We start from the raw sequence: 24487 nt of genomic DNA, 5'->3' as shown, positions 1-24487 counted from the left end.
GAATCCCTCACAGGTCCCACAGTCGCCTGAACTGGTGGGTGTCACTGTAAAACACCAAGTCAGGCCCGGGCGCCGGAAAGTCAGACGAGGTGGGCGAAGACGACCAGGTTCTCGGTGTAGTCCCGGGCCCGACGGTCGTAGGAGCCGGAGCAGGTGATGAGCCGGACCTGGGCCCTCGGTGTGTCGCCGTAGACGCGGTCGCTGGGGAAGGCGTCCTTCTCGAACGACTCGACGGCGTCGACGGCGAAGGTCGCCTTGCTGCCGTCGGCCCGCGCCACCTGGAACCGGTCGCCCTTCTTCAGCGCGTTGAGTCCGGCGAACACGGCCGGGGCGGTCGCGGTGTCCACGTGCCCGGCGATGATCGCGGTGCCGGACTCCCCGGGCGTGTGGCCCTTGGCGTACCAGCCGACCAGGTTGGTGTCCTCCGCCGGCGGCGGTTCCAGCTGCCCGAAGTCGTTGATGGCGAGAGCGGTGAAGGGCGCGTCGACCGAGATCTTGGGGATGAGCAGACGCACCGGCCGGGACCGCGGCAGATGAGGGCCGGACGCGCCGGACCGGTGGGGCGCCGCGGACGTGGACGGCGTGTCGGGCAGGTCGGGCACGGCCGAGGCGGCGGCCACGGCGGGCGGCGCGTGCGGCGGGCCGGCGGAGTCCGGCGACCCACCGCGGCCGCCGACCAGGTTCACGGTCAGGACGAGTGCGGCCACCACCCAGAGCACCGTCACCACGCGGCGGAACCGCCGCTTCGACGGGGCGGGGCCGAGGTCGGAAAGAGCGGAGGGACTGGCTGCCATCAAGGACCACCTCATTCAGGCACGGCAGCGGGCACGGCACGCGGGAGGACGAGCCGGGCCGCCGCGACGTGCGGGGCACGTGCGGCGGCCACGGCTGCCATGGGGTCAGGCACCGGTCACACGGCGCCCTGCGAGGCCTTCTGACGACGCAGCGCGAACAGACCGGTGCCGGCCACCGCCAGCACCGCCAGACCACCGGCGGTCACGCCCGGAGCGGAGGCCAGGCCGCCGCCACCGGTGTGCATGCCACCGCGCGGCTTCTCGTGCTTGCCCTCCCAGGAGCCCTTGTCGTGCTTGCCCCCTTCTTCCTGCTTGCCGCCCCAGTCGCCCTTCTCGCCGGAGCCGCCCTCTTCCTGCTTGCCGCCCCAGTCGTCCTCGCCGTCCTTGTAGGTGTCCGGGTCGTACTTGGAGCCCTCCCAGTCGTCGGAGTTCACGGAGGCCAGCGCACCGCCGCCGGTGTGCATCCCACCGTGCGGCTTGCCGTGCTTGTCGTGCTTGCCCTCCCAGCCCTTCTCCTGCCCGTCGTCCTTGCCGTGCTCCTCGTGCTTGCCCTCTTCGTCGCCCTTGCCGCCCCAGTCGCCCTTGTCCTGCTCGGAGGAGTCCCAGTCGTCCGCGGTCACCGCGGACAGCGCTCCGCCACCCGTGTGCATCCCGCCGTGCGGCTTGTGGTGCTTGCCGTCCTTGTGGTGCTCCTTGCTGTAGGAAGTGGTGTCGTGGTCCCCGTCACCCATCGCGTCGGCGAATGCGGCGGGTGCGGCGATCGCGAGGGCGGCCGTGGCAGTGGCCGTCGCGAGCAGCATGCGGGCAGAGCGCATCGGTGAGTCCTTTCGTCGCGAGCCGGGCAGCTGACGCCTCGCCAGCTCACGAGACCCGGCCTCGACGTGAACCACCGTCAGTCGAGTCGGGCCGTCCCACCATCCGGGGCGTGCACACGGGTTAAGACGACACCCTGACGGCGGCATAACGCGACGGTCCGGCCGGCCCCGGAGGGACCCGCCGGACCGCCCCCGTCAGCGCCGTCCGAACCCCCGGTGCGTCATGCGGGCCGGGTCCGGATCGGCCAGCTGCGCCGCCATGCCGACGAGGACGAGCCCGCCCGCGATGAGCAGCCCCTGCGCCAGGACGATGCCGGTGCCCAGCACGACGAAGCCGAGCCCCAGCCCCCACCAGGCTCCGGCCCGCCGGTACTCGCGGGGCCGGGCGGGTCGGCCGGTTCTCATGGCCCGGGTGAACCGGGGGTCCTCCCGCTCGAGTCGTGCTTCGAGATCGACCAGACGACGGTCTTCGGACTGCGGCACGGCTTCTCCTTCCCGGAACCCGAGCGCTTCGAGGCAGGACACGGCTGAGGGCATGACAAGTCCTGAGGGGTCGGGCCCTGTGCGGTGCGGAGGGAGACAGGGCGCGCCGATGCGGCGGTACGACCGGCCGCGGCTGTCTCACCAGGGCTTCGGCTTCCCCCCTCCAGCGGCGTCCCCCATCGGGCCCCACCTCCATTCTTCCCGGTGGCCGCCTCCGCCGAACGCCGTTCCGGGATGCGGGTGTTCGGTCCGACGACGGGTGCTGTCACGGACGGCGGGCCGGCCCGGCGCCGGGCGTCCGCGGGCTCGAGGCGGCGGTAAGCGGCGCTCTTGCTCCGACGGATCTTCCGGCTGACCGCCCTCGTGCTCGTCGCGCACGCCGTGCTGCGTACGATCCGTGCCGTCCGCGTCGGGCGGCCCGGCCCCTGGGGCGCGCCGGGGCCGGCCATCGCCCGCTACCGCTCGGCCTCGGCGGGCTGGGGGGCGGACGGTGTGCCGTCGCTCTCGGGTCCGACGTCGTACGCCGGGGCCGTGCGGCGGGGCAGGAGGCCCTGGCCCGTCCGGAGCGCCCGGGCGAGCAGGTGCGCGCGTCCGGCGGCGATGGGTCCGAGGACCGCGAGGACGAGGACGTACCCGGCGATGAAGGGGGCGAGCCGGGCGTCGAGGCCAGCGCCGGCGGCCATGGCGGCCAGGATCAGCGCGAATTCCCCGCGGACCACGAGCGTGGTGGCGATCTCGGCTGCGGGGTCGATGCCGTAGCGGTACACCTGGGCGACGAGGAGACCGGCGATGACGTTCATGACGAGCGTCAGGACGGCCGCCGCGGTGACCGGTCCGACGACGGAGACGATGTCGCCGGGGTCGATGGAGAGGCCGAAGGCGAAGAAGAAGATGGCCGCGAAGGCGTCGCGCAGCGGGTGTACCAGGTCCCTGATGCGCGGGCCGGAGGGGGTTCCGGCCAGGATCAGGCCGACCATGAACGCGCCGATGGCGTCGGCGACGCCGAGGACCTCGGCGACTCCCGCAACCAGGACGGCCGCGCCGAGGAAGCTGATGACGAGCAGTTCGTTGTCGCGGGTCTCGATGAGCCGCCCGACCGGTTTCGTGCCGTAGCGGGCCGCCGCGGCCAGCAGCAACAGGAAGCCGAAGGCCTTGGCGCCCTGCAGGACCATGTCGCCCACGCCCTGGGCGCCGCTGATGACGGGCTGGAGGGCGGCCAGGTACAGCGCGAGGAAGATGTCCTCGACCACGATGACGCCCAGGATGAGGCGCGTCTCCGGGCGCCCGATGCGGCCCAGGTCGATGAGGATCTTGGTGGAGATGGCGGACGAGGAGATCCCGAGGAACCGGCGAGGACGAGTGCCTCCCGGACGCCCCAGCCCAGCACGAAGCCGAATCCCAGGCCCGCGCCGACGTTGAGCAGCAGGTAGATCCCGCCCGCTGCCAGCAGCCGCCGGCCGCCGCTCTTGAGGTCGTCGAGGTGGAACTCCAGGCCGAGGTAGAACAGCAGCAGCACCAGTCCGAGTGCCGAGAGCATCTCGAAGTCGTGGGCGTCCTGGACGATGACCAGGCCGGGGGTGTGGGGGCCGAGGAGGATGCCCGCGAGCATGAACAGCGGGATCGTGGGGAGGCCGATTCTGCCGCCGAGGCGGGCGAGGAAGGCGGCGGCCAGGAAGGCTCCGCCCATGGCGAGAAGGCTGTCAGCGTGTCCCACGGATCACCACCTTCGTGGACGCGCAGGCGGATCGTTTCACCGAACGGGGATGGATAGGGGCTCCTCCTCCAGGAGGCTGGGTCGGGCAGCGCGCGCCTCTCGGCGCGCCCCCGAGGCCGCGGCCATGACCAGGGCGCGGCGGCTCGGGCGGTGCTGTCAGCCTCACACGGGCCCCGGGCCCGCCACCATCGGTGCCCGCACCCACATCCGGGTGGGGACGACACCCATCCTCGACGACACCCTCCCCGGCGCGGTGGGGGCCCCTCACACCTGCCGGTGGTCGATGCCCAGCAGGCTCGCGGCGGCCCGGAAGTCGGCCGTGCGGTGGCCGACCGCGAGGGACCAGTGGTGGCCGACGCCCGTGGCACTCCAGGCGTCGACCCATTCGCCGGGGTCGCGGTCGAAGTCGACCCGGCTGGTGGTGTTGCCGATCTCCAGCAGCGGTCCCGGTACGACGGTGCCCTCGGAGGTGACGAAGGACAGGCTGCCGTCGGCATCCTGGCCGAGGCCGAGCAGGGTGACGGGCCCGTGCCGGACGTCGAGCTCGACGCTCACGCCCCAGCCGCGCTTGCCGTGGTAGACGCCGAGGCCGCGCAGCAGCGGGTCGCGGGCGCCGAGCGCGAGGTGGGCGGGGCCGTCGTGGCCCATCTCCACGACGCCGTCCTCGAAGTCGAGGGCCTGGATCTCGGTGAAGGAGCCTCCGGCCCCTGCGCACTGAGTGGCCAACTGGGCGACGGATGTGCGCAGTTCGTACTCGCCGGCTGCGGGCACGCCCCGGGCGGTCAGCAGGGAGGCGCCGAGGATCATGCCGGCGGCGAGCCGCTCGTGCAGTTCGCCGTCGAGGCCGCGGTGGTAGTAGGCGAGGCTGTCGAGCTCGAAGTCCGCGACCAGCCGGTCCAGGGCGACGGACACGGTCGCGCCCCAGGCGAAGTCCTCCTCCACCACGCTCTCGTCGAGGGTGAACACCTGGCGGGCGAGCGCCATCCGCTCCCGGGTCTCCGCCTGCGTCACCTGTTCCACGCGGTGCCGCAGGTCGTCGAACTCCAGGACCTCCACGTGCGAGCCGAACGTCGTGGCGAGCAGGGTCGGATCGGTCTGCACGTCGAGCATGCCGGGGTAGACGTGCCCCATGAGGCCGTGCCGGGCGTGCCGGAGCGCGGCCCGGATGCGGGCGGCCCGGATCCACTGCTCGATGCGCCGCCAGGCGGACTCCTGGTGCAGCCAGCCCGACACCGACCGGAAGGGGATGCCGGCACGGCGGAAGACGTTGCCCACCTCGGGGACGGAGCACTGTGCGCAGTAGGCCAGCCAGTCCCCCGTGCCGAAGGCCGCGTGGTCCATCCTCTCGGACGGCTGGAGGTCGATGACCAGCACCGGGGTGTGCGAGCGCTGGGCGATCGGCAGCACCATCGAGGAGGTGAGGTACGTCGTGAGGAACAGCACGATCAGGTCGCAGTCGGCCTTGCGCAACTCCTCGGCGGCGCGTGCGCCTTCCCGGGCGTCGGAGACGAACCCGGCGTCGGTCACCTCCGCGTCCATCTGCCGGAAGCGGTCGGCGACATGGGCGGCCGATTCCTTCAACTGCGGCAGCAGGCCGGGGAACTGGGGCCAGTACGTGCCGAGTCCGCCGGAGACCAGGCCGATCCGGGTGCGGCGCCGGGTGACGGGCGGGAGCAGGTCGTGGAGGGCGGCGGTCCGTACGCCCGTGCGATCCGCGGTCGTTGCCATGGTCAGTGCTCCTTGTCGGAGAGGCCGGCCGGCCAGGTGCTGGGAACGCGCAGGTCCGCCGCGTCCCGCCCGGGGCTCGCGGAGCGCGGGACCAGGACGCGGATGATGAACAGGCCCGCGAACGCGGCCGCCGTCATGCAGGCGGTGATCGTCCAGAGGAGGACGGAGGGGCTGTGATCGGCCAGGGCCGGGGTGAAGAACGCCGCGACCGCGAAGACGCCCCGGGACAGGGCGTAGGTCAGGCCCTGGGTGGTGCCGCGGGTGTCCGCGGGCAGCGTGAGCTGCGACCACACCTTGTAGTTGGCCTCTCCGGCGAAGGGGTTGGAGAGCTGGTAGAGCACGAAGAAGACGAGCATGCCGACGAGTGCGCCCGCGGTCAGGGACGCGATGACGAAGGCCAGGATCTGCACCACGGCCGCCACGTGGAACAGCCGGTCGCGCCAGGGGCTGTCGGCGACGCGCACGAAGGCGACGGTGAGCAGCACACCGATCGGGATGAACGCCAGGTTGATCCCGGTGGCGAGGCTCTGCGAGGCGTCGCTGACGGTGACGAGCAGATAGGTGCCGAACTGGCCGAAGGTGTTGGCCCCGAGGCCCCAGGTCACGTAGAAGACGAAGGTCGCGGTCATCGGCACCAGGGCGGCGCGGGTCCACACGTTCTTCAGGGAGATGCTCTCCGGAGCGGTCTCGGTGTCCGGCTCCGACGGGGCGTCGGGCAGTTTCAGCCGGGACCTCAGGGCCCAGGTGACCAGTGCGGCGACGGCGAGCTGCCCGGTGATCAGCCGGGCCCCGGTCATGCCCGTGGTGGACAGGACGAAGCCGAGGAAGATGGCGACCGTGATGCCCAGCATCCACATGACCTGCGTGAACGCCACCAGTCTCCCCCGGGCCCAGGCGGGCGCCGCGTCCGACACCACGGCCAGTGACGTCGGCAGGTCGGCGCCGGCCGCGAGGCCCGCGACGAGTACACCGGCCAGCAGGGTGATGTCGTCCGGCGCGAGCGTGATGACGAGGGCGCCGATCGCGAAGCAGAAGATGTCCCAGTTGTAGACGCGGCGGCGGCCGAAGAGGTCGGCGAGCCGTCCGCCGACGAGGGATCCGACGGCGATGCAGCCGGTGACGATCGCACTGATCGCCCCGGCCATCCACACGCCCATGTCGTAACTGTCGCGGTAGATGGCCAGGTTGACGGAGATGCTCACGATCAGCCCGGCGTCGAGGTAGGAGGCCATGCCCGACAGGGCGGCGGCCTTCCAGAGCGGTGGGGGGATGGGGCGGGTACCGGCCATGATGCGACTCCGTCGTCTGGTGACATCGCGGTTCCGGGGGCCTGGTCGCAGCGAATATAGGGCGAGAAAAACGTTGCAACAAGGTGTCGCGCACGTAGGAGCGACATGACGCCGAAGCAGCGGGCTCCGTACGGGCATATGGCGTGGCCGCCCCAGCTCGCCTACGGTGAAGGGGGCCTGAAAACGTTTCAGGGAAGGACCGTGGTCCGTGATCTCCTCCGAGCTCCGGCGACTGTTCGACGATCCGCCCCGCGACTTCGGCCCCACTCCCCTGTGGTGGTGGTCGGGGGCGAAGGTGACCCGCGAGCGACTCGTCTGGCAGTTGCGGGCGTTCGCGGAGGGCGGGGTCCACAACCTGGTGGTCATCAATCTGGCTCCGGCCGGCCCGACGTTCGGGGCCCGCGCCGACGATCCGGTGTGGTTCGGCGAGGAGTGGTGGGCGCGCTTCACCGACGCCTGCGAGATCGCCGCCGAACTGGGCACGCGGCTGTGGTTCTACGACCAGATCGGGTTCTCCGGGGCCAACGTGCAGGGCGGGGTGACGCGGCGTCACCCCGAGGCCGCCGGACTCGCGCTGCGCTGCCGTGACGTGCGCGTCTCCGGGGGCGCGGTCGCCCTGGCGGACGCCGAGACGCCGCTGGCCGCGTACTCCCGGCAGGGCCGGCGGCTCGATCTCGACGCGGGCGGACACCTGGCGGCCCCGGACGGGACCGAGGTGCGGCTCGTCACCGCCGTCCCCACCGCGTTCGACTACCTGGACCCGCACGCCGTGGGCCTGTTGATGGACACGGTCCACCACGAGTACGACCGCCGGGTACCGGAGTACCTCGGCAGTGTCATCGCGGGCAGCTTCCAGGACGAACTGCCCGGCACCAACGCCTGGAGCCACCGTTTCGCCGACGAGTTCCGCGCCCGGCGCGGCTACGACCTGCTCGACCACCTGCCGGCCCTGTTCGGCACGGAGTCCGGGGTGCCGGAGAGGAAGGTCCGCGCCGACTACTACGCGGTCCGCGCGCAGCTGACCGAGGAGGCCCTGTTCCGGCCGCTCGCGGCCTGGCACCGCGAGCGCGGTCTGCTGCTGGGCAGCGACCAGAGTCATCCCGCCCGCGCGGGCTACCCGGCCCAGTCCACGCAGATCTACACCGACTACTTCCGCACCCACCGCTGGTACGGCGCCGCGGGCAGCGACCACCACGGCGACGCCAAGGTGCACTCCTCCATGGCCCACCTCTACGGCCACGAGCGCGTGTGGATCGAGGCGTTCCACTCCTCCGGCTGGGGCGGCACGCTGGAGGACACCTACGACTGGCTGCTGCCGTTCCTGCGCAGCGGCGCCAACCTGTACAACCCGCACGCCAGTTACTTCGGCACAGCGGGCGGCTGGTTCGAGTGGGCGCCGCCGTCCACCGACTGGCGCCAGCCCTACTGGAAGCAGTACCCGGTGTTCTCCCGGGCCGTGGCCCGGATCTGCTCGATCATGTCGTGGGGCGGCTACGCGGCCGACGTGGCGGTGCTGCACCCCACCGCCACCATGCAGGCCCTCGTCCCCCTCGACGCACCCGTCCGGCACTTCGGCGACGGGCTGCTGGGCGACGACCACGCCGACGCCGACGAGACCCAGCGCCACTATCTGGACCTGTGCGGCTCGAACAACTGGCTGGGGCCGCATGCCGGTGCCCTGGACCGGCACGGGATCTCCTTCGACGTCGTCGACGACGACTCGGTCCAGCGCGCCGAGGTCGCCGACGGGGCGCTGCGGGTCGGGGGCATGGCGTACAGGGCGGTGCTGCTGCCCTCGGCGAGTGTGCTGGAGGAGGGGACGGCACGGCGGCTGTCCGAACTGCTCGACGCGGGAGGGCGGGTGGTGGTCGTGGGCCGCCCGCCCGGGACGGCCGCGGGCCGCGCCGGTGACGATGCCGTCGTGGCATCCCTGTCGGCGCACCCCCGGCTCGAGCGGGCCGGCGGTCCCGAGGCCGGCGCCGAGGCGGTGGCCGACGCGGCCGGGTACGCGACGGGTGACGTACCGCTGCTCGTCCGGCGGCAGGGGAACGAGGCGGTGGCCCTGGTGACGGCTGCTTTCCCCGAGATCGGCGCGCATCCACTGCGCCCGCCCGGGACCGAGCCCCAGCCCGAGCCCCGGCCCGACCGAACCTCGTCCGTCACCGTCCGGGCGTGCGTCGCGGAGGCCGAGGTCTGGAACCCGGCGACCGGCTCCCGCGCCCCCGCCCGTGTCACGGTCTCCGAGGACGGTGCCCTGTCGGCCATCGAGGTGCCGCTGGACGGCGCCCCCGCGGCCCTGGTCGTCTGGCGGGAAGGCCGCCCGGCGCCAGCCCCCTCCGCGAGGGGGACGGCGGTCCGGACGGTCGACCTCTCGGCGGGCTGGAACGGCCGGTTGGTGCCCACGATGGACAACACCTGGGGCGATCTGGCACTGCCCCCGGGGGCGTCCGTGGAGGAGCCGCAGATCTGGACCATGGAGTGGACCGAGGGTGCGGCCTGGGAGCGGACCCGGGTCACCTACGGCAACCGGGTCCGGGTCCTGCCCCCGGTGGCGCCCGGCCGGGTTCCCGAACCGCTCGGCGCCGCCGACGCGGAGCGGGTCCTGGCCGGTGAACTGCCGCTCGTCCCGCCGGACTCGGGCTGGGAGACCGGGGTGTACTCGTCGAGCCGTGGCCTCCCGGACCAGGGCGGGCTGCTGGGCACCAAGGGGCTGGTGAGCGAGGAGTTCGTTCGGGTCCCCGTGCCGGTCGGGGGAACGGCCGCCCGGGTCCGGGCGATCGTGGAGACCGGCCACCGGGGGCCCGCCGAGCTGCACGTCGGCGCGGAGGCGGTCAAGCGGGTGTGGTGGAACGGGGAGCCCTTGGGCCCCTTCGACGGCGGCTACCTGGCCTCCGCCCCGGTCACCGTGGCCCGGGAGCGCAATGTGCTGGAGTACGAGCTGTCGGACGCCCAGGACCGGCCCTCGACGATCTCGGCAGCCACCGGCACACCGCTCGGCAGCTTCTTCTGCCTCTCCGAGCCGGGCGGGCTCGGCTTCCGGCCTCGGTTCATGCGCCCGCCCGACGGGGTCCGGCCCGACGGCCGGGTCGCCTATCGCGCGCGGTTCCGGGCCCCGGCCGGACAGGCGCGGGCGGTGCTCGTCGTGGGGGCCGCCTCGGCGGTGACCGTGCTGCTCGACGGGGAGGTGGTGGCGCGGCAGGAGGAGGTGGAGTACTACGCGGCGGACTGGGGCGCCGTGCCGATGTTCTTCCGCCATGAGCCGGAACTCGGGGCGGGTGAGCACACACTGGAGGTCGTGGCGGACACCGCCGACGTCCGGGACGCCGTGTTCGTCGACCTGATGGCGTCTTCGGGGGCCGGGGTGACGTCCCTGGTCAGTGGGGCCGGCTGGGAGGCCGGGACGGGCGCGTGGCGGGGCCGGACCGTCGAGGACACGCGCAGGCGGGGCGAGTTGCAGCACTGTCACGCCGCCGTGCGGCCGCACCCGCTGCCGGACACCGCATGGCTCAACGGGCGCCCGCTGCTCGGCGGTACCGTACGGCCGTCTCGGTCCACCGACGGCGTCCGGGCGTCGCCGCAGCGCTTCCGGTTCACCGTGCCGGCGGGAACGGTGTCGCTGGAGCTGCCGTTGGCGCTGCCCGCGCGCGTGCGGGTCGGGAAGGGAGCCGAACTCCCCCTGACCGGCGACCGGCTGACGCTCCGTGAGCCGCTCCCGGCACCGGCCCGTGTCGAGGTGGTCACCGAGCCCACGGCGATACTGCGGGGTGGCTCCGCCTGGCACGGGCCGGTTCGGGTGCAAACCGTGCCGGCGCCGCTGGCACTGGGTGACTGGCGCGAGCAGGGGCTGGGCGGCTGGAGCGGGGGCGTGACGTACGCGCGGGCGGTGGAGGTGCCGCACGGGCCCGATCCCGTGCTGGATCTCGGGCGGGTGCGGGGCAGTGTGGAGGTGTCGGTCGACGGGGAGCTCGCCGGCGAGGCGTTCTGCGCGCCGTACCGCTTCCCCCTGCGCGCTGCCGCGGGGCGGACCGTCCGGGTGGAGGTGACGGTCCGGGGCACGCTGGCCCCGTACCTGCGGGAGGCCACGCCGACCGACTGGGCTTTCCCGTGCCAGCTGCCGTCGGGGCTGTGGGGGCCGGTGACGCTGCGGATCCCGGCCGGGGGTCAGTCGTCGTAGGGCGGCCGGGTGGAGTCGCGCAGGACGAGGCCGGGGGCGAAGACGCGGGTCTCGTGGAGGTGGTCGGCGCGGGCCTCGATCTCGTCGAGCAGCATCTCCACGGCCGCCCGGCCGAGGTCCTCGACCGGCTGCCGGACCGTGGTCAGGGTCGTCGCCCCGAAGGCCGCGACGTCGAGGTCGCCGTAGCCGACGACCTGGACGTCCTCGGGGACGCGCACGCCCCGCTCGGTCAGACCCCGGCACAGGCCGGCGGCGAGGAAGTCGTTGGTGCAGAACACCCCGTCGGGCAGATCCTTCAGCCCGCGGGCGATCTCCGTGCCGTACGCGACGGTCATCCGCTCGGCGACGACCTGGTCGAGCCGCGCCCCGCGGCGGCTGCGCACGGCCTGCCGGGCGCCCTGGTAGCGGTCGGCGCACTGGCGTATGCCGCGCTCCCCGTTGACGACCAGGATGTCGCGGGCCCCGCTGTCGAGGAGGTGCTGTACGGCGATGCGGCCGCCGGCGATGTCGTCCACGGAGGCCGAGCAGCCCTCCCGGTCGGGCATCGCGCGGTCGGCCAGGACGAGCGGGATGCCCCGTTCGCGCAGCCGGGCCAGCCGGCTCGGGTCGGCGCTGAGCGGTACGACGACGACTCCGACGGCCCGCTGCCCGACGAGCATGCTGAAGTAGCCCTGCTCCCGCTCGGGGGCGTCGCCGCTGTGGCAGAGGACGAGGGCGTAGCCGTGGTCGTAGGCCGCGTCGGCGGCGCCCCGTGCGATGCGCGCGTAGAAGGAGTTGGTGATGTCGGGCAGTACCAGCCCGATCGCGGAGGAGTGTCCCGTGCGCAGGCCCGCGGCACCCGGGTGGGGGACGTAGTCGAGCGCGGCGACGGCGACGCGGACCCGCTCGGCGGTCCGGGCGTTGACCCGCTCGGGCCGGTTGAGCACGTTCGACACCGTCGACACCGAGACACCGGCGGCCGCGGCGACGTCCTGGATGCGGGCGGGGCGTGCCGGAACGGCGTCCACCCCCTCGCTGTTGCGGCCGCGCGACCAGGCACGACGATGGCCTTCATGAGCGGCACGAGTATAACGTGACCGGGCGTGGAACGTTTTTTCCGCCCGGTCCCCGTCGGCCGCCGGTCAGGCGGCGGGTGCACCGGTGAGGACCTCCACGCGGCCTGTGTCGAGCGAGTAGTAGGCGCTGACGACTGCCAGTTCACCCCTCTTCACGAGTGGCGCGAGGTCCTTGTCGGTCCGCAGGCCGGCGGCGGTCTGCTTGGTGTGGATCCGGACCATCGCGTCGACCGGGTCCGCGTGCTGCTGCCTGACGGTCTCCCGGTAGGCCCGCCGCAGGGCTTCGGCGATCGGCTGGAGGTTGCCGGGCAGCGGCTTGTCGTCCTTCAGGGCCCCGTAGGCCGCCTTGACGGCTCCGCATCGCTGGTGGCCGAGGACCACGACGAGCGGGGTGCCGGACGTCATCGGGCCGTACTCCACGGAACCGACGACGACGGGTCCGACGGCCTGCCCGCCGGTGCGCATCACGAACAGGTCGCCGAGGCCCGCGTCGAAGACGAGCTCCGGCGGCACGCGGGAGTCGATGCGGGAGAGGATCACGCCGTACGGGTCCTGCGCCTCGGCGACGAACTTGCGCCTCTTCGGATCGCGGTCGGGGTGCTGGAGCTTGCCGTCCACCCAGCGCTTGTTGCCGTCCATCAGCCGTGCGAACGCCGACCAGGGCGAGTCCGGTCGCGAGCCCGCCGCGGGAGAGGGTCAGGGCGTGCCCGCCACGGCCCTGCCCGTGCCGGCGGTGTCCTTCGACGAGCAGGCCGTGAGCAGCGCCGCGCCAGCATCCAGCCCACCCGTGAGTACGGCCCTGCGCTGCGGTGCTGGTGCGGTACCCATGTGGCGGTCCCCTTTCGGTGGCCGTTCTCCCTGGTGGGAGGCGGTGATGGCACTCTCGCGGGACGCCGGTCAGGGCCCGTACAGCACGCGTGCAGCGCAGGAGAAGGACTGATCCAAAACGCGGGTCCGCTCAGGACCGCACCGTGCCGGTCGCCGCACGGCTCGGCGCCGTCGCCGAGCCGCTCCGCCGGCCGAAGACGGGCTCGATGACTAAGAAGGCCACGGCGGCCAGGAGATACCCCGGCGAGTAGCCGCTCTGGAGGAGGCCCGACCAGAATCCGCGCCGTTCGGCGGGAGCAGTGCGCCGACCGGCCGCATCACCGGGGTCGCGGTGGTGCGGGCACAGCACGGCCCAGTTCTGGACCAAGGGCCCCGGTGGCCGGTCAACGGCGTTCGGGGGGCCGCTTTCCCGGCGCCGCGACGCCGCCGGAGGCCGCCGCGTCGATCAGGCGGCGGAAGGTGGAGCACTCCAGGTGGCTCGGCGCGGGGCAGGCGGCGGCGTGCCGCAGGGAGTCCCGCAGGACGGCCAGTTCACGGATCGTGCGGTCCAGTTCGTCCGCCTTGGCGGACAGCATGTCCCGGTCGATGCACGGCCGCCCGTCCGGCGCGAACATCTGCGCGATCTCGTCGAGCGAGAACCCGGCCGTCCGCCCCAGCGCGATCAGCGCCAGCCGCTCCAGCACCCCGGGGTCGTACTGGCGGCGCAGGCCGCGCCGGCCTGCCGAGGAGATCAGTCCCTTCTCCTCGTAGAACCGCAGGGTCGAGGCGGGCACTCCTGCGCGGTGCGCCACTTCTGCTATGTCCAGTTCTGTCATTGTCTTGACCTCAAGTCGACTTGAAGTAGAACGCTGTCATCCCGCCCCGACGAAGACAAGCAGAGGGAGTACGACGATGGATGCCTCACGCAGGTCCTACGACGAGCAGGCCGCCCGCTGGAACGGGCCCGCCGGCCATGCCTGGGTGGATCTCCAGGGGGTGCTGAACCAGATGTTCGGGCCGATCGAGGAGTTGCTCGTCGACGCCGTGTCCGCCGAACACGCGGCCAGTGTGCTGGACGTCGGCTGCGGCACGGGCAGCATCACCCGGGCCGTCGCCCGCAGGGTCGGGCACTGTGTGGGTGTCGACATCTCCGGACCGATGATCGAGGAGGCGCGGGCGCGGGCCGAGCGGGAGGACGTACCGGCGTCCTTCGTCCAGGCCGACGCGCAGGAGTACGCGTTCGAACCCGCGGCCTTCGACGCTGTCATCTCGCGCTTCGGTGTCATGTTCTTCAGCGACCCCGTGCGCGCCTTCGCCAATCTGCGGAGCACGGTGAAGGACGGGGCCGGGCTGCGGTGCGTGGTCTGGCGGGGGCCCGAGGAGAACCCGTTCATGACGACCGCTGAACGCGCCGCGGCCCCCTTCCTGCCGGAGCTTCCCGCCCGCCGGCCGGACCAGCCGGGCCAGTTCGCCTTCGCGGACCCTGGGCGGGTCCACCACATCCTGGCGGAGAGCGGCTGGGCCGGGGTCGGCATCGAGCCGGTCGACGTGGTCTGCACCCTGCCCGAGAAGGAACTCGTCACCTATTTCACCCGGCTCGGTCCGCTCGGGACGGTCCTGCCCGACGCCGACGAGCGGACCCGGGCAGAGATCGTCGAGGTGGTCCGGCCCGCCTTCGACCCGTTCGTGCAGGGCACGGAAGTCCGTTACACCGCGGCCTGCTGGATGGTCTCGGCGCGGGCCGCCACCGCGAAACTTTCGTGAGGTCCGGCCCTCTTTTCCGATCGCGGGCGACCGGCGCATAGTGAGATCACGATGACGCAGAAGAGAGCCCTGGTGGTCCGAGGCGGCTGGGAAGGACATCAGCCGGTCGAGGCCACGGAACTGTTCCTGCCCTTCCTCCGGGACAACGGATACACGGTCCGGGTCGAGGAGTCGACCGAGATCTACGCGGACGCCACCGAGATGGCCGGCACCGACCTGGTCGTGCAGTGCGTGACGATGTCGGAGATCACGCGCGACCAGCTGGCGGGGCTGAGCTCCGCGGTCGAGGCCGGTACCGGCTTCACCGGCTGGCACGGCGGCATCGCCGACTCGTTCCGCGCCTCGTCGGACTATCTGCACCTGGTGGGCGGCCAGTTCGCCACACACCCCGGCAAGGAGCCGTGCGAGCGCCGGGGTGCGGCGGACGACAACTTCCTGCCCCACACCATCAGTCCCACCGATGCCGGCCGCGAGCACCCGATCACGGCCGGCATCGAGGAGTTCGCGCTGGACACCGAGCAGTACTGGGTGCTCCACGACGACCTCATCGATGTCCTGGCCACCACCACGCATCCCGTCCGGCCGTGGCAGCCCTGGCACCGGCCGGTCATCTCCCCGGCGGTCTGGACCCGCCGGTGGGGTGCCGGGCGGATCGTGGTGACGACGCCGGGGCACAGCGTCGACGTGCTGGAGCACCCCCATGTCCGCACGATCATCGAGAGGGGCATGCTGTGGGCGACGCGCACCGCGTCGGAGTCGTAGGACTCGGCGTCATCTCCCGCGCGTACCTGGACACACTCGTGGGCCGTCCCGGCGTACGCGTCACCGCGGTCGCCGACCTCGACGCCTCCCGGTCGGCGGCGGCCGCCGCCGAACTGCCCGGCGCCCGGGCGCTGACCGTCGAGGAGCTGCTGAGCAGCCCGGACGTGGACACGGTCCTGAACCTGACCACACCGGCCGCCCACGCGGAGATAGCCCTCGGGGCGATCCGGCACGGCAAGAACGTGTACGGGGAGAAGCCCCTGGCCGCGGAGCTGGAGGACGCCCGGGCCGTCCTGGAGGCCGCCGCGAAGGCGGGCACCGGTGTCGGCTGCGCCCCGGACACCGTGCTGGGCACGGGAGTTCAGACCGCGCGTGCCGCGGTGGAGGCCGGGAAGATCGGACGCCCCCAGTTCGCCTCGGCCGTGATGGTCACCCCGGGACACGAACGCTGGCACCCCCACCCCGACTTCTACTACACGGCCGGCGGCGGCCCGCTGCTGGACATGGGGCCGTACTACCTCACGTCCCTGGTCCACCTGCTGGGACCGGTGCGTGCCGTGACGGGGGCCGCCGGGCGGCTGCGCGCCGAGCGCGTCATCGGATCCGGCCCACGCGCCGGCGAGCGCATACCGGTCGAGGTGGACAGCCATGTCTCCGGAGTGCTGGAGCACGTGAACGGGACGCTGACGACGCTCACGACGAGCTTCGACGGCGTGGCCACCACGGCCGCGCCCATCGAGGTGCACGGCGACAGCGGCACCCTCTCCGTCCCCGACCCCAACCGCTTCGACGGGGAGGTGCGCCTCCACGCCCTCGGCGACACGCGCTGGCGCGCCTTGCCGGCGTCGGCGGGCTACGCGGACGGCGCACGCGGTGTCGGCCTGCTCGACTTCGTCACCGCCGGCGGGGTGCGGGCACCGCGCGCGAACGGCGAACTGGCCCTGCACGTCCTGGAGACGATGACGGCTCTGCTGCGTTCGGCGGCCGAGGGGCGGCGCATCGAGCTGATGACATCGGCGCGGGTGCCCGAGCCCGTCCCGTTGACCGCTGCCGCGCAGTGGCAGGGCCGGACCGGCTGAGGTCAGTCCACGGGCCAGGTGTGCGCGGGCGCGTTCATGTGCATGTAGTCCATGTACGTCCTGGTCATCTGCCGCAGCGCCTCCCGCCGGTCGGAGATGCCGGCCTTCTCCAGGTGGTGCACCGTCTCCGCCTGCCACAGGGCGCCGTTGCGACCGCTGACGCAGCGCTGCTCGATGATGCCCAGCAGGGGCTCGCGCCACGCGGCGTCCATGCCGGTCAGCTCCAGGCCCTTGTGTGCCAGGGGCAGCAGCCGCCGCAACACCAGTTCCGTGACCGGCACTTCGCCCACGCCGGGCCAGTACAGGCGGGCGTCGATGCCGTCGCGGGCCGCGGTGTGCAGGTTCTCCTCGGCGACCGAGAAGGACATCCGCGTCCACACCGGCCGGTCCTCGTCGACCAGGGCGCGGGTCAGTCCGTAGTAGAAGGCGCCGTTGGCGATGATGTCGGCCACGGTGGGACCGGCGGGGAGCACGCGGTTCTCGATGCGCAGATGCGGGCCGCTGTCGGTGACCGCGTAGATGGGGCGGTTCCAGCGGTAGATCGTGCCGTTGTGCAGGGTCAGCTCGCCGAGCTGGGGAACACCGCCGCTGTCCAGCTCCTTCTGCGGGTCCTCGTCCTCGCACAGCGGCAGCAGAGCCGGGAAGTAGCGCACGTTCTCCTCGAAGAGGTCGAAGACGCTGGTGATCCAGCGCTCCCCGAACCACACCCGGGGCCGTACGCCCTGGGCCTTGATCTCCTCGGGGCGGGTGTCGGTGGCCTGCTCGAACAGGGGGATGCGGGTCTCGCGCCACAGCTCCTTGCCGAACAGGAAGGGCGAGTTCGCCGCGAGGGCGATCTGCACGCCCGCGATGGCCTGGGCCGCGTTCCAGTAGTGCGGGAACTCCTTCGGGTCGACCTGGAGATGGAACTGGGTACTGGTGCAGGCGGCCTCGGGAGTGATGGTGTCGGCGTACGTCGACAGGCGCTCCACGCCGTCGACCCTGATCCTCAGGTCTTCTCCCCGGGCCGCGAAGATCTGCTCGTTGAGCAACCGGTAGCGCGGGTCGCCGGAGAGCGCGGCGCCGCTGACGTCCGGCTCGCCCAGGGTCGGCAGGATGCCCACCATGATCAGGTGCGCGCCCACCGCGGCGGCGCGGTCCTCGGCGTGGTTGAGGGCGTCCCGGATCGCCTGCTCCCAGGAGCCGGGGCCACCGGCCGTCAGCTCCCGGGGCGGGATGTTGATCTCCAGGTTGAAGCGGCCCAGTTCGCTGGACCAGGCGGGGTCGGCGATCGCCCGGAGCACGTCGGTGTTGCGCATCGCGGGCAGCCCGGCGTCGTCCACCAGGTTGAGCTCGATCTCCAGGCCGACCTGGGGGCGCTCGCTCTCGAAGCCCGACTCGTGGAGCATCCGGGCGAGCACCTCGAGGTCGGTGTGCATCTTCTCCCGGTACCGACGGCGGTCCTCCCGGGTGAACACCAGGGCCGGCACGTCACGTCCCATGTGCCCTCCTGCGCTCCTGCGGCGGATGCGTCCGCTCCTCGGCGATGGGTCTCGTCCCAGAGTCGCACCTTGTCGTCGCCCCCGCACCCACCTAGCCTGAGTTTGTGCCGCAAATAAACAAACCCCGAACGCACAATGACGTGCCGGGCCACAGCAGCTCCCTGACCCGACTCCGGATCGCCCTCACCGTCTTCTTCGCCCTCGACGGCTTCGTCTTCGCCGGATGGGTCGTGCGCATCCCCGCCATCAAGGCGCAGACCGGCGCCTCCGCCAGTGCCCTCGGCCTCGCCCTCCTGGGCGTCTCCGCCGGGGCCGTCATCACCATGACCCTCACCGGACGCCTGTGCCGCCGCTACGGGAACCACCAGGTCACCGTCGTCTGCGCGGTGCTGCTCTCGCTCTCCGTCGCTCTGCCCCCGCTGACCCACTCTGCGCTCGCGCTGGGCCTCGTCCTGCTGCTCTTCGGGGCCGCGTACGGCGGGATCAACGTCGCCTTCAACAGCGCGGCCGTCGAGCTCGTGGCCGCGCTTCGGCGGCCGGTCATGCCGAGCTTCCACGCGGCCTTCAGCCTGGGCGGCATGGTCGGGGCGGGGCTGGGCGGGCTCGTCGCGGGGGTCCTCTCCCCCACCCGGCACCTGCTGCTGCTCACGCTCGTCGGCCTGCTCGTCACCGCCGCGGCGGGCCCCATCCTCCTGCGGCACGAGCCGCCGGCGCCCCCGGAGCAGGACCTTCCCACCGAGGGAGCCCCGCCCCGCCTGGACCGCCGCACCCGAGCGCTGGTGATCGTCTTCGGCCTGATCGCGGGGTGCACCGCGTACGGCGAGGGGGCGCTGGCCGACTGGGGAGCCCTGCACCTCGAACAGGACCTGCATGCCTCGGCGGGTGCCGCGGCCGTGGGCTACTCCTGCTTCGCGCTCGCCATGACGGTGGGGCGACTGACCGGCACGACGCTCCTGGAACGCCTGGGGCGGACCCGGACCGTCGTCGCCGGCGGCAGCACCGCGGCGGCCGGCATGCTGCTCGGCGCTCTCGCCCCCTCCCTCTGGGCGGCCCTCCTCGGCTACGCGGTCACGGGCATCGGCCTCGCGAACCTCTTCCCTGTGGCCGTGGAACGCGCGGGCGCCCTCGCCGGTCCCGGTGGTGTCGCCACGGCCTCCACTCTGGGCTACGGGGGCATGCTCCTCGGCCCGCCGGCCATCGGCTTCATGGCGGACTGGTTCTCCCTGCCGGCCGCACTGACGAGCGTGGCGGTCCTGGCGGCGGTGGCGGCGGTCGTAGGCGCCCTGGTGGGGGCGGCCGCGCGACGGACGGCCGCGGGCTGACACGAGGGGGCTGCCAGGAGGGATGCCGAGGTTCCTGGGTACCCGTGGCCCCGCCCGTTGTGATCACCGGGCCGTACGACGTGTACAAGGAGGCAGACCCGTGACCGAACAGCAGCACCCCGGAGAGCAGCACCCGACCCCGGAGTTTCCCTCCCAGGACCAGCCGCACCCGGGCTGGACCGGCCCGATGGACCCGCCCCCGGACCACGGTGAGGAGTCCTACCGGGGCAGCGACCGGCTGGCCGGCCGCAAGGCCGTGATCACGGGCGGGGACTCCGGGATCGGCCGCGCGGTCGCCCTGGCGTTCGCCCGTGAGGGAGCCGACGTCCTGTTCACCCATCTGGATGACGAGAAGGACGACGCCGCCGAGACGGCCCGGCTCGTCGAGGAGGCCGGCCGGCGTGCCGTGCCCGTCTCGTGCGACGTACGGGAGGAGGCGAACTGCCGGGCGCTGATCGACCGCGCCGTGCAGGAGTTCGGACGGATCGATGTCCTCGTGAACAACGCGGCGTACCAGATGTCACAGCCCGACGGCATCGAGGCGATCACCACCGAGCAGTTCGACCGGGTACTGCGCACGAACCTGTACGGGATGTTCTGGCTGTGCAAGATGGCCCTGCCGCACATCCCGGAGGGCGGCAGCATCATCAACTCCACGTCGGTGCAGGCGTACAAGCCCAGTCCGCATCTGCTGGACTACGCGACGACGAAGGGCGCGATCGTCACGTTCACGCAGGGGCTGGCGCAGATGCTGATCGAGAAGGGCATCCGCGTCAACGCGGTGGCGCCGGGCCCGGTGTGGACGCCGCTGATCCCGGCGACCCTCCCGGACACGCGGACGTTCGGCAAGCAGGCCCCCATCGGACGGCCCGCACAGCCCGCCGAAATGGCTCCGGCGTACGTCTTCCTCGCCTCGCAGGAGGCGTCGTACATCACCGCCGAGATCGTCAACGCGACGGGCGGGACGCCGCTGCCGTAGCCCCGGGGCCGGCCGCCGGAAATCCCCGGGCTCGAACAGCACTTCATGCGGCAGACTCGGCGCCATGGAGACCGCCGAGTTCGTTCAAGCACTGGAGACGGAAGGCCGGCTGCTGGCAGCGGCCGCCGAGGAGGCCGGGACGGAAGCAAAGGTGCCGACGTGCCCCGAGTGGCAGGTGCGCGATCTGTTGCGGCACACGGGCGCCGTGCACCGCTGGGCGGCCGCCTACGTCGCCGAGCAGACCACCGAACGCCGCCCGCTGGTCGAACCCACCGGCCTCGACGGCGCGGAGCTGATCGCCTGGTACCGCGACAGCCACCGGCACCTCGTGGGCACGCTGGCGGGCGCCTCGCCCGAGCTGGAGTGTTTCACCTTCCTGCCCGCGCCGTCCCCGCTGGCCTTCTGGGCCCGGCGGCAGGCGCACGAGACGGCCGTGCACCGGGTCGACGCGGAGTCCGCACGCGGCGGCGCCCCGACGGAGGTCACCCCCGAGTTCGCGACCGACGGCATCGACGAACTGCTGCGCGGCTTCCACGCTCGCCCCAGGAGCCGCGTACGGACCCCCGAGCCACGCGTCCTGCGGATCCGCACCGAGGACACCGGCGCGGTGTGGACGCTGCGGCTGTCGCCGGAGCCGCCCGTGACCACGCGGGACGAGTCCGGGGAGGCGGAGTGCGAACTGTCCGCTCCGGCCGGACAGTTGTACCTGGCGCTGTGGAACCGGGCGCCTCTGCCGAGCGCCACGGGCGACCAGGCACTCGCCACGCTGTGGCGGGAGGCGTCGGCGATCTGAGCAGCCGCCGACGGGCAGTCAGCCGTCGGTGAGCATTCTCGCCAGTACCGCGCGCTGCACGGGAAGCACCTCGCCGTGCAGCGCGCGCCCCTTCGCCGTGAGGCAGACCTTCACGCCACGCCGGTCCTCGGAGCACATGCCGCGCTCGACGAGGCCCTCCCTCTCCAGCCGGGCGATCAGCCGCGACAGCGCGCTCTGGCTCAGGTGGACCCGCTCGGAGATCTCCTGGACACGGTAGGACGGCGTGCCCTTGGGGGTCCGGCACCCGGCGAGGACGTCGAGCACCTCGAAGTCGCTGGCGCACAGCCCGTGGCCGTGCAGCGCACGGTCGAGTTCGCACTGGGTCCGCGCGTGCAGCGCCAGAATGTCCCGCCACCGTTCCACGAGCGCCTGCTCGGCCTGCTGAGCCATGCGCGGCACCGTAACAGAGAACCGAGATTGTTGCACCTGAATTAAATGTATTTGCATCTCATGCATGCGCATGTAGTGTCCCGGGCATGACCTCTCCGCTCATCTCCCCCACGTCCGAAGGGCGTTGGACGCCACGGCTGTGGGGCACCCTGCTCGTGCTCTGCGCCGCGATGTTCCTGGACGCCCTGGACGTGTCCATGGTCGGCGTCGCCCTGCCGTCCATCGGCGCCGATCTCGGCCTGTCGACCTCGGCGCTGCAATGGATCGTCAGCGGCTACATCCTGGGCTACGGCGGTCTGCTGCTCCTCGGCGGACGCGCCGCCGACCTGCTGGGCCGACGCCAGGTCTTCCTGGTGGCCCTGGGCGTCTTCGCGCTCGCCTCGCTGCTCGGCGGACTCGTCGACTCGGGGCCCCTGCTCATCGCCAGCCGCTTCATCAAGGGCCTGAGCGCGGCCTTCACGGCCCCCGCCGGCCTGTCGATCATCACCACGACGTTCCCCGAGGGCCCGCTGCGCAACCGCGCGCTCTCCATCTACACCACCTGCGCGGCCACCGGCTTCTCCATGGGCCTGGTGCTCTCGGGCCTGCTCACCGAGGCCAGTTGGCGCCTGACCATGCTGCTGCCCGCACCCATCGCCCTGATCGCGCTCGTCGCCGGCCTGAAGCTGCTGCCGCGCAGCGAACCGGAGAAGGACCACAACGGCTACGACGTCCCCGGCGCCGTCCTCGGCACCGCCTCGATGCTGCTGCTGGTCTTCACTGTCGTCCAGGCACCGGAGGTCGGCTGGGCGTCGGCCCGCACCCTCCTGTCCTTCCTCGCGGTGGCCGCGTTGCTGACCTCGTTCGTCCTGGTGGAGCGGCGCTCGGCGGGACCGTTGATCCGGCTCGGCGTGCTGCGCTCCGGCAGCCAGATCCGCGCCCAGCTCGGCGCGATGGCCTTCTTCGGCTCGTATGTCGGCTTCCAGTTCCTGGCGACGCTCTACATGCAGTCGCTGCTGGGCTGGTCGGCGCTGCACACGGCGCTCGCCTTCCTGCCCGCGGGCGCGCTGGTGGCGGTGTCTTCCACGAAGGTGGGAGCGATCGTCGACCGGTTCGGCACCCAGCGGCTGATCGCGGGGGGCTTCGCGCTCATGGTCCTCGGATACGCGCTGTTCCTGCGCGTCGACCTGGACCCGGTGTACGCCGCGGTGATCCTTCCAAGCATGCTGCTGATCGGCGCCGCCTGCGCCTTGGTCTTCCCGTCGCTCAACATCCAGGCCACCAACGGCGTCGACGACCACGAGCAGGGCATGGTCTCCGGTCTGCTCAACACCTCCGTCCAGGTCGGCGGCGCGATCTTCCTGGCCGTCGTCACGGCCGTGGTGACCGCCGGCGCGCCCTCGGACCCCACTCCGCAGGCCGTCCTGGACAGCTACCGGCCCGGCTTCTTGGTCGCCACGGGCATCGCCGTCGCCGGCCTCCTGATCACCCTCACCGGCCTGCGGCCCCGCCGCAGGAGTAAGTCCGCAGAACCGTCCGTCGTCGTCGCCAGGTCCATCCCCGAGGAGGCGGAGCGCGTCACCGTAGGCGACTAGGAAGCGTTTCCAGACATGATCAAGGCCCTGCGCGACCCGAGGAGGGAGCGCAGGGCCGAGGCGAGAGGCGCAATCAATCGAAAGAGTGTGCGTTTCATGCCTTTTCCGGACTTCAAATGAGTTCTACCCTCGTGTACAGATGGCGGGCGGAGGGCCGGCCAGTCGACCACCGCCGCCTGTAACGAGCGGAGGCGGAGATGAAAGCGTCGATACGGCGGTCCGCGATCTTCGCAAGCGCGGCCGCCCTCGTGATAGCCGTCTGCGGAACGACGGGCACTGCCCAGGCCGAGCCGGGCGACGGTGAGCTCCAGTTCGGCTACGTCCTGCCGGAGACGGGACAGCTGGCCTACCTCGGCCCACCCCAGATCGAGTCGCTGAAGTTCGCGATACAGAAGATCAACGACGCCGGCGGAGTCCTGGGCAAGTCCGTGCCCAAGGTGGTCTCCAGTGACGAGGCGGGCCAGGAGGCCGTCGCCGCACAGTCGGCGGACCGGGTCCTCGCGGCAGGCGTGGACGCGGTCGTAGGCGCCGCGGCTTCCGGCATGTCGCTGGCGTTCATCGACCGGGTGACCGGAGCGGGCGTCGTGCAGTGTTCGGGGTCGAACACCGCTCCCACCTTCACCGACTACGAGGACGACGGCTACTACTTCCGCACCGTCCCGAGTGACGTGTTGCAGGGGCCCATCCTGGCGGATGTCGTCCGCGACGACGGACACGACCGGGTGGCCCTGGTCGCACGGGCGGATGACTACGGGCGCGGCCTGATGGAGGCCACCCGCAAGTCGCTGGAGGAACGTGGCGCGACGGTGACGCTCGCCGAGACCTACGACCCGAAGGCGACCAACTTCGACCAGGTCGCCCAGCAGATCGAGAACTCCAGGCCGGACGCCGCCGTGGTGATCGCCTTCGAGGAAGGCACCCAGATCCTGCAGGGCATGATCGAGTCCGGACTCGGACCCGACCGGATCGGCGTCTACGGCGCCGACGGACTGCGCAGTGAGGAACTGCCCTCGCTGGTCGCCCCGGGCCAGCCGGAGCGGCTCTCCGGGATGAAGGGGACCGCGCCGGCCTCGGCGGAGAACGAGCAGTACGTGAAGGAGCTGAAGGAGTTCGCGCCGAAGCTGAAGGAGCTGCAGTTCGCACCGCAGGTCTTCGACTGCGTGACGACGATCGCGCTCGCCGCCGAGAAGGCGGATTCCGACGATCCGGGCGCGTACGTGAAGGAGATGAACGGGATCACCAAGGACGGCGAGAAGTGCAACTCGTTCGCCGCCTGCAAGGAGCTCCTCGCCGACGGCAGGGACATCGACTACGACGGCGTGAGCGGTCCGCTCGACTTCACTGACAAGGGCGAACCCGGCCAGGCGACGATCGAGGTGTACGGCTACGACGACGAGGGGAAGTTGCAGACCCTGCGTACCGAGACCAGCAAGGCCGAGGAGTGAACCGGGAGAATCCAACAG

The 24487-nt window shown here is 72.1% G+C and carries 20 protein-coding genes and 1 pseudogene; 9 read left to right on the top strand and 12 right to left on the bottom strand.

The annotated features are described in order from the left end of the window. Positions 1–80 precede the first annotated feature (80 nt). The 6 genes and pseudogenes from BJ965_RS34605 to BJ965_RS34580 all read right to left on the bottom strand — a co-directional run bounded on the left by BJ965_RS34605 (position 81) and on the right by BJ965_RS34580 (position 6823). Positions 81–794 carry a class F sortase gene (locus BJ965_RS34605; RefSeq protein ID WP_184914453.1) on the bottom strand — a complete coding sequence of 238 codons (714 nt, stop codon included), beginning with the start codon at positions 792–794 and terminating at the stop codon, positions 81–83. Between the two features lie 116 nt (positions 795–910). After that, positions 911–1609: a hypothetical protein gene (locus tag BJ965_RS34600; RefSeq protein WP_184914450.1), complete on the bottom strand. Its 699-nt coding sequence runs from the start codon at positions 1607–1609 to the stop codon at positions 911–913. Positions 1610–1804: 195 nt separating this feature from the next. Further along, the gene (locus tag BJ965_RS34595) at positions 1805–2092 is read right to left on the bottom strand and encodes a DUF3040 domain-containing protein (protein WP_184914446.1); all 288 of its coding nucleotides are present in this window, start codon (positions 2090–2092) and stop codon (positions 1805–1807) included. Between the two features lie 455 nt (positions 2093–2547). Further along, positions 2548–3779 (bottom strand): annotated as a pseudogene (locus BJ965_RS34590) (cation:proton antiporter). Positions 3780–4070: 291 nt separating this feature from the next. Continuing rightward, positions 4071–5534 (bottom strand): L-fucose/L-arabinose isomerase family protein, encoded by a 1464-nt coding sequence (locus BJ965_RS34585; RefSeq protein WP_184914443.1) that lies wholly within the window; start codon positions 5532–5534, stop codon positions 4071–4073. A 2-nt stretch (positions 5535–5536) separates the two neighbouring features. Continuing rightward, positions 5537–6823 (bottom strand): MFS transporter, encoded by a 1287-nt coding sequence (locus BJ965_RS34580; RefSeq protein ID WP_184914438.1) that lies wholly within the window; start codon positions 6821–6823, stop codon positions 5537–5539. 208 nt (positions 6824–7031) lie between these two features. On the opposite strand from BJ965_RS34580, the gene BJ965_RS34575 reads away from it, so the two are divergent. Continuing rightward, positions 7032–10997: a glycosyl hydrolase gene (locus tag BJ965_RS34575; protein ID WP_184914434.1), complete on the top strand. Its 3966-nt coding sequence runs from the start codon at positions 7032–7034 to the stop codon at positions 10995–10997. Here the strand turns inward: BJ965_RS34575 and BJ965_RS34570 are convergent. The 4 genes from BJ965_RS34570 to BJ965_RS34560 form a co-directional block, all read right to left on the bottom strand. Continuing rightward, the gene (locus tag BJ965_RS34570) at positions 10985–12004 is read right to left on the bottom strand and encodes a LacI family DNA-binding transcriptional regulator (RefSeq protein WP_184914430.1); all 1020 of its coding nucleotides are present in this window, start codon (positions 12002–12004) and stop codon (positions 10985–10987) included. The genes BJ965_RS34575 and BJ965_RS34570 overlap by 13 nt on opposite strands. A gap of 114 nt (positions 12005–12118) precedes the next feature. Next, a complete protein-coding gene (locus BJ965_RS34565) occupies positions 12119–12691 on the bottom strand; it encodes a carbonic anhydrase (RefSeq protein WP_184914427.1) in 573 nt (190 codons plus the stop codon). A gap of 57 nt (positions 12692–12748) precedes the next feature. Continuing rightward, positions 12749–12880 (bottom strand): hypothetical protein, encoded by a 132-nt coding sequence (locus tag BJ965_RS40010; protein WP_281402954.1) that lies wholly within the window; start codon positions 12878–12880, stop codon positions 12749–12751. Positions 12881–13263: 383 nt separating this feature from the next. Continuing rightward, complete coding sequence (locus BJ965_RS34560; protein WP_184914424.1) at positions 13264–13695, bottom strand: helix-turn-helix domain-containing protein; 432 nt, start codon at positions 13693–13695, stop codon at positions 13264–13266. A 76-nt stretch (positions 13696–13771) separates the two neighbouring features. Between BJ965_RS34560 and BJ965_RS34555 the strand changes: the two genes are divergently transcribed. The 3 genes from BJ965_RS34555 to BJ965_RS34545 are packed head-to-tail and all read left to right on the top strand — an operon-like array spanning position 13772 to position 16464. After that, positions 13772–14623, top strand: coding sequence for a class I SAM-dependent methyltransferase (locus BJ965_RS34555; protein WP_184914422.1), 852 nt, complete (start codon positions 13772–13774; stop codon positions 14621–14623). Between the two features lie 51 nt (positions 14624–14674). Next, positions 14675–15385: a ThuA domain-containing protein gene (locus BJ965_RS39655; RefSeq protein WP_184914419.1), complete on the top strand. Its 711-nt coding sequence runs from the start codon at positions 14675–14677 to the stop codon at positions 15383–15385. Next, on the top strand, positions 15355–16464 hold the full coding sequence (locus BJ965_RS34545; RefSeq protein WP_184914415.1) for a Gfo/Idh/MocA family protein: 1110 nt from the start codon (positions 15355–15357) through the stop codon (positions 16462–16464). The genes BJ965_RS39655 and BJ965_RS34545 overlap by 31 nt, the downstream gene beginning before the upstream one ends. Before the next feature lie 2 nt (positions 16465–16466). On the opposite strand, the gene BJ965_RS34540 is transcribed toward BJ965_RS34545, so the two are convergent. Beyond that, on the bottom strand, positions 16467–17945 hold the full coding sequence (locus tag BJ965_RS34540) for a glutamate-cysteine ligase family protein (RefSeq protein ID WP_184914412.1): 1479 nt from the start codon (positions 17943–17945) through the stop codon (positions 16467–16469). A gap of 140 nt (positions 17946–18085) precedes the next feature. Between BJ965_RS34540 and BJ965_RS34535 the strand changes: the two genes are divergently transcribed. The 3 genes from BJ965_RS34535 (at position 18086) to BJ965_RS34525 (ending at position 21039) form a co-directional block, all read left to right on the top strand. Beyond that, positions 18086–19267, top strand: a complete 1182-nt coding sequence (locus BJ965_RS34535) for an MFS transporter (RefSeq protein ID WP_184914410.1) — start codon at positions 18086–18088, stop codon at positions 19265–19267. Positions 19268–19367: 100 nt separating this feature from the next. Then, a complete protein-coding gene (locus BJ965_RS34530; protein ID WP_184914408.1) occupies positions 19368–20246 on the top strand; it encodes an SDR family oxidoreductase in 879 nt (292 codons plus the stop codon). Positions 20247–20310: 64 nt separating this feature from the next. Further along, complete coding sequence (locus BJ965_RS34525) at positions 20311–21039, top strand: maleylpyruvate isomerase family mycothiol-dependent enzyme (RefSeq protein ID WP_184914405.1); 729 nt, start codon at positions 20311–20313, stop codon at positions 21037–21039. 18 nt (positions 21040–21057) lie between these two features. On the opposite strand, the gene BJ965_RS34520 is transcribed toward BJ965_RS34525, so the two are convergent. Further along, a complete protein-coding gene (locus BJ965_RS34520) occupies positions 21058–21450 on the bottom strand; it encodes a MarR family winged helix-turn-helix transcriptional regulator (protein WP_184914402.1) in 393 nt (130 codons plus the stop codon). An 86-nt stretch (positions 21451–21536) separates the two neighbouring features. Here BJ965_RS34520 and BJ965_RS34515 point away from each other — a divergent pair, with 86 nt between their 5' ends. Both BJ965_RS34515 and BJ965_RS34510 read left to right on the top strand, forming a co-directional pair. Next, entirely contained in the window at positions 21537–23024 is a 1488-nt protein-coding gene (locus BJ965_RS34515) for an MFS transporter (protein WP_184914400.1), read from the top strand. A gap of 197 nt (positions 23025–23221) precedes the next feature. Then, the gene (locus BJ965_RS34510; protein ID WP_184914398.1) at positions 23222–24469 is read left to right on the top strand and encodes an ABC transporter substrate-binding protein; all 1248 of its coding nucleotides are present in this window, start codon (positions 23222–23224) and stop codon (positions 24467–24469) included. Positions 24470–24487 lie beyond the last annotated feature (18 nt).

The sequence above is a fragment of the Streptomyces luteogriseus genome (genome assembly GCF_014205055.1).
GTDB lineage: Bacteria > Actinomycetota > Actinomycetes > Streptomycetales > Streptomycetaceae > Streptomyces > Streptomyces luteogriseus.
This window is presented reverse-complemented; position numbering and strand designations above follow the sequence as displayed.

Bases quoted from the DNA above. Each gene is read 5' to 3' on its own strand.
- BJ965_RS34605 (WP_184914453.1), bottom strand. From the start codon at position 794: ATGGCAGCCAGTCCCTCCGCTCTTTCCGACCTCGGCCCCGCCCCGTCG.
- BJ965_RS34600 (WP_184914450.1), bottom strand. From the start codon at position 1,609: ATGCGCTCTGCCCGCATGCTGCTCGCGACGGCCACTGCCACGGCCGCC.
- BJ965_RS34585 (WP_184914443.1), bottom strand. From the start codon at position 5,534: ATGGCAACGACCGCGGATCGCACGGGCGTACGGACCGCCGCCCTCCAC.
- BJ965_RS34580 (WP_184914438.1), bottom strand. From the start codon at position 6,823: ATGGCCGGTACCCGCCCCATCCCCCCACCGCTCTGGAAGGCCGCCGCC.
- BJ965_RS34565 (WP_184914427.1), bottom strand. From the start codon at position 12,691: ATGGACGGCAACAAGCGCTGGGTGGACGGCAAGCTCCAGCACCCCGAC.
- BJ965_RS40010 (WP_281402954.1), bottom strand. From the start codon at position 12,880: ATGGGTACCGCACCAGCACCGCAGCGCAGGGCCGTACTCACGGGTGGG.
- BJ965_RS34560 (WP_184914424.1), bottom strand. From the start codon at position 13,695: ATGACAGAACTGGACATAGCAGAAGTGGCGCACCGCGCAGGAGTGCCC.
- BJ965_RS34555 (WP_184914422.1), top strand. From the start codon at position 13,772: ATGGATGCCTCACGCAGGTCCTACGACGAGCAGGCCGCCCGCTGGAAC.
- BJ965_RS39655 (WP_184914419.1), top strand. From the start codon at position 14,675: ATGACGCAGAAGAGAGCCCTGGTGGTCCGAGGCGGCTGGGAAGGACAT.
- BJ965_RS34540 (WP_184914412.1), bottom strand. From the start codon at position 17,945: ATGGGACGTGACGTGCCGGCCCTGGTGTTCACCCGGGAGGACCGCCGT.
- BJ965_RS34525 (WP_184914405.1), top strand. From the start codon at position 20,311: ATGGAGACCGCCGAGTTCGTTCAAGCACTGGAGACGGAAGGCCGGCTG.
- BJ965_RS34520 (WP_184914402.1), bottom strand. From the start codon at position 21,450: ATGGCTCAGCAGGCCGAGCAGGCGCTCGTGGAACGGTGGCGGGACATT.
- BJ965_RS34515 (WP_184914400.1), top strand. From the start codon at position 21,537: ATGACCTCTCCGCTCATCTCCCCCACGTCCGAAGGGCGTTGGACGCCA.
- BJ965_RS34510 (WP_184914398.1), top strand. From the start codon at position 23,222: ATGAAAGCGTCGATACGGCGGTCCGCGATCTTCGCAAGCGCGGCCGCC.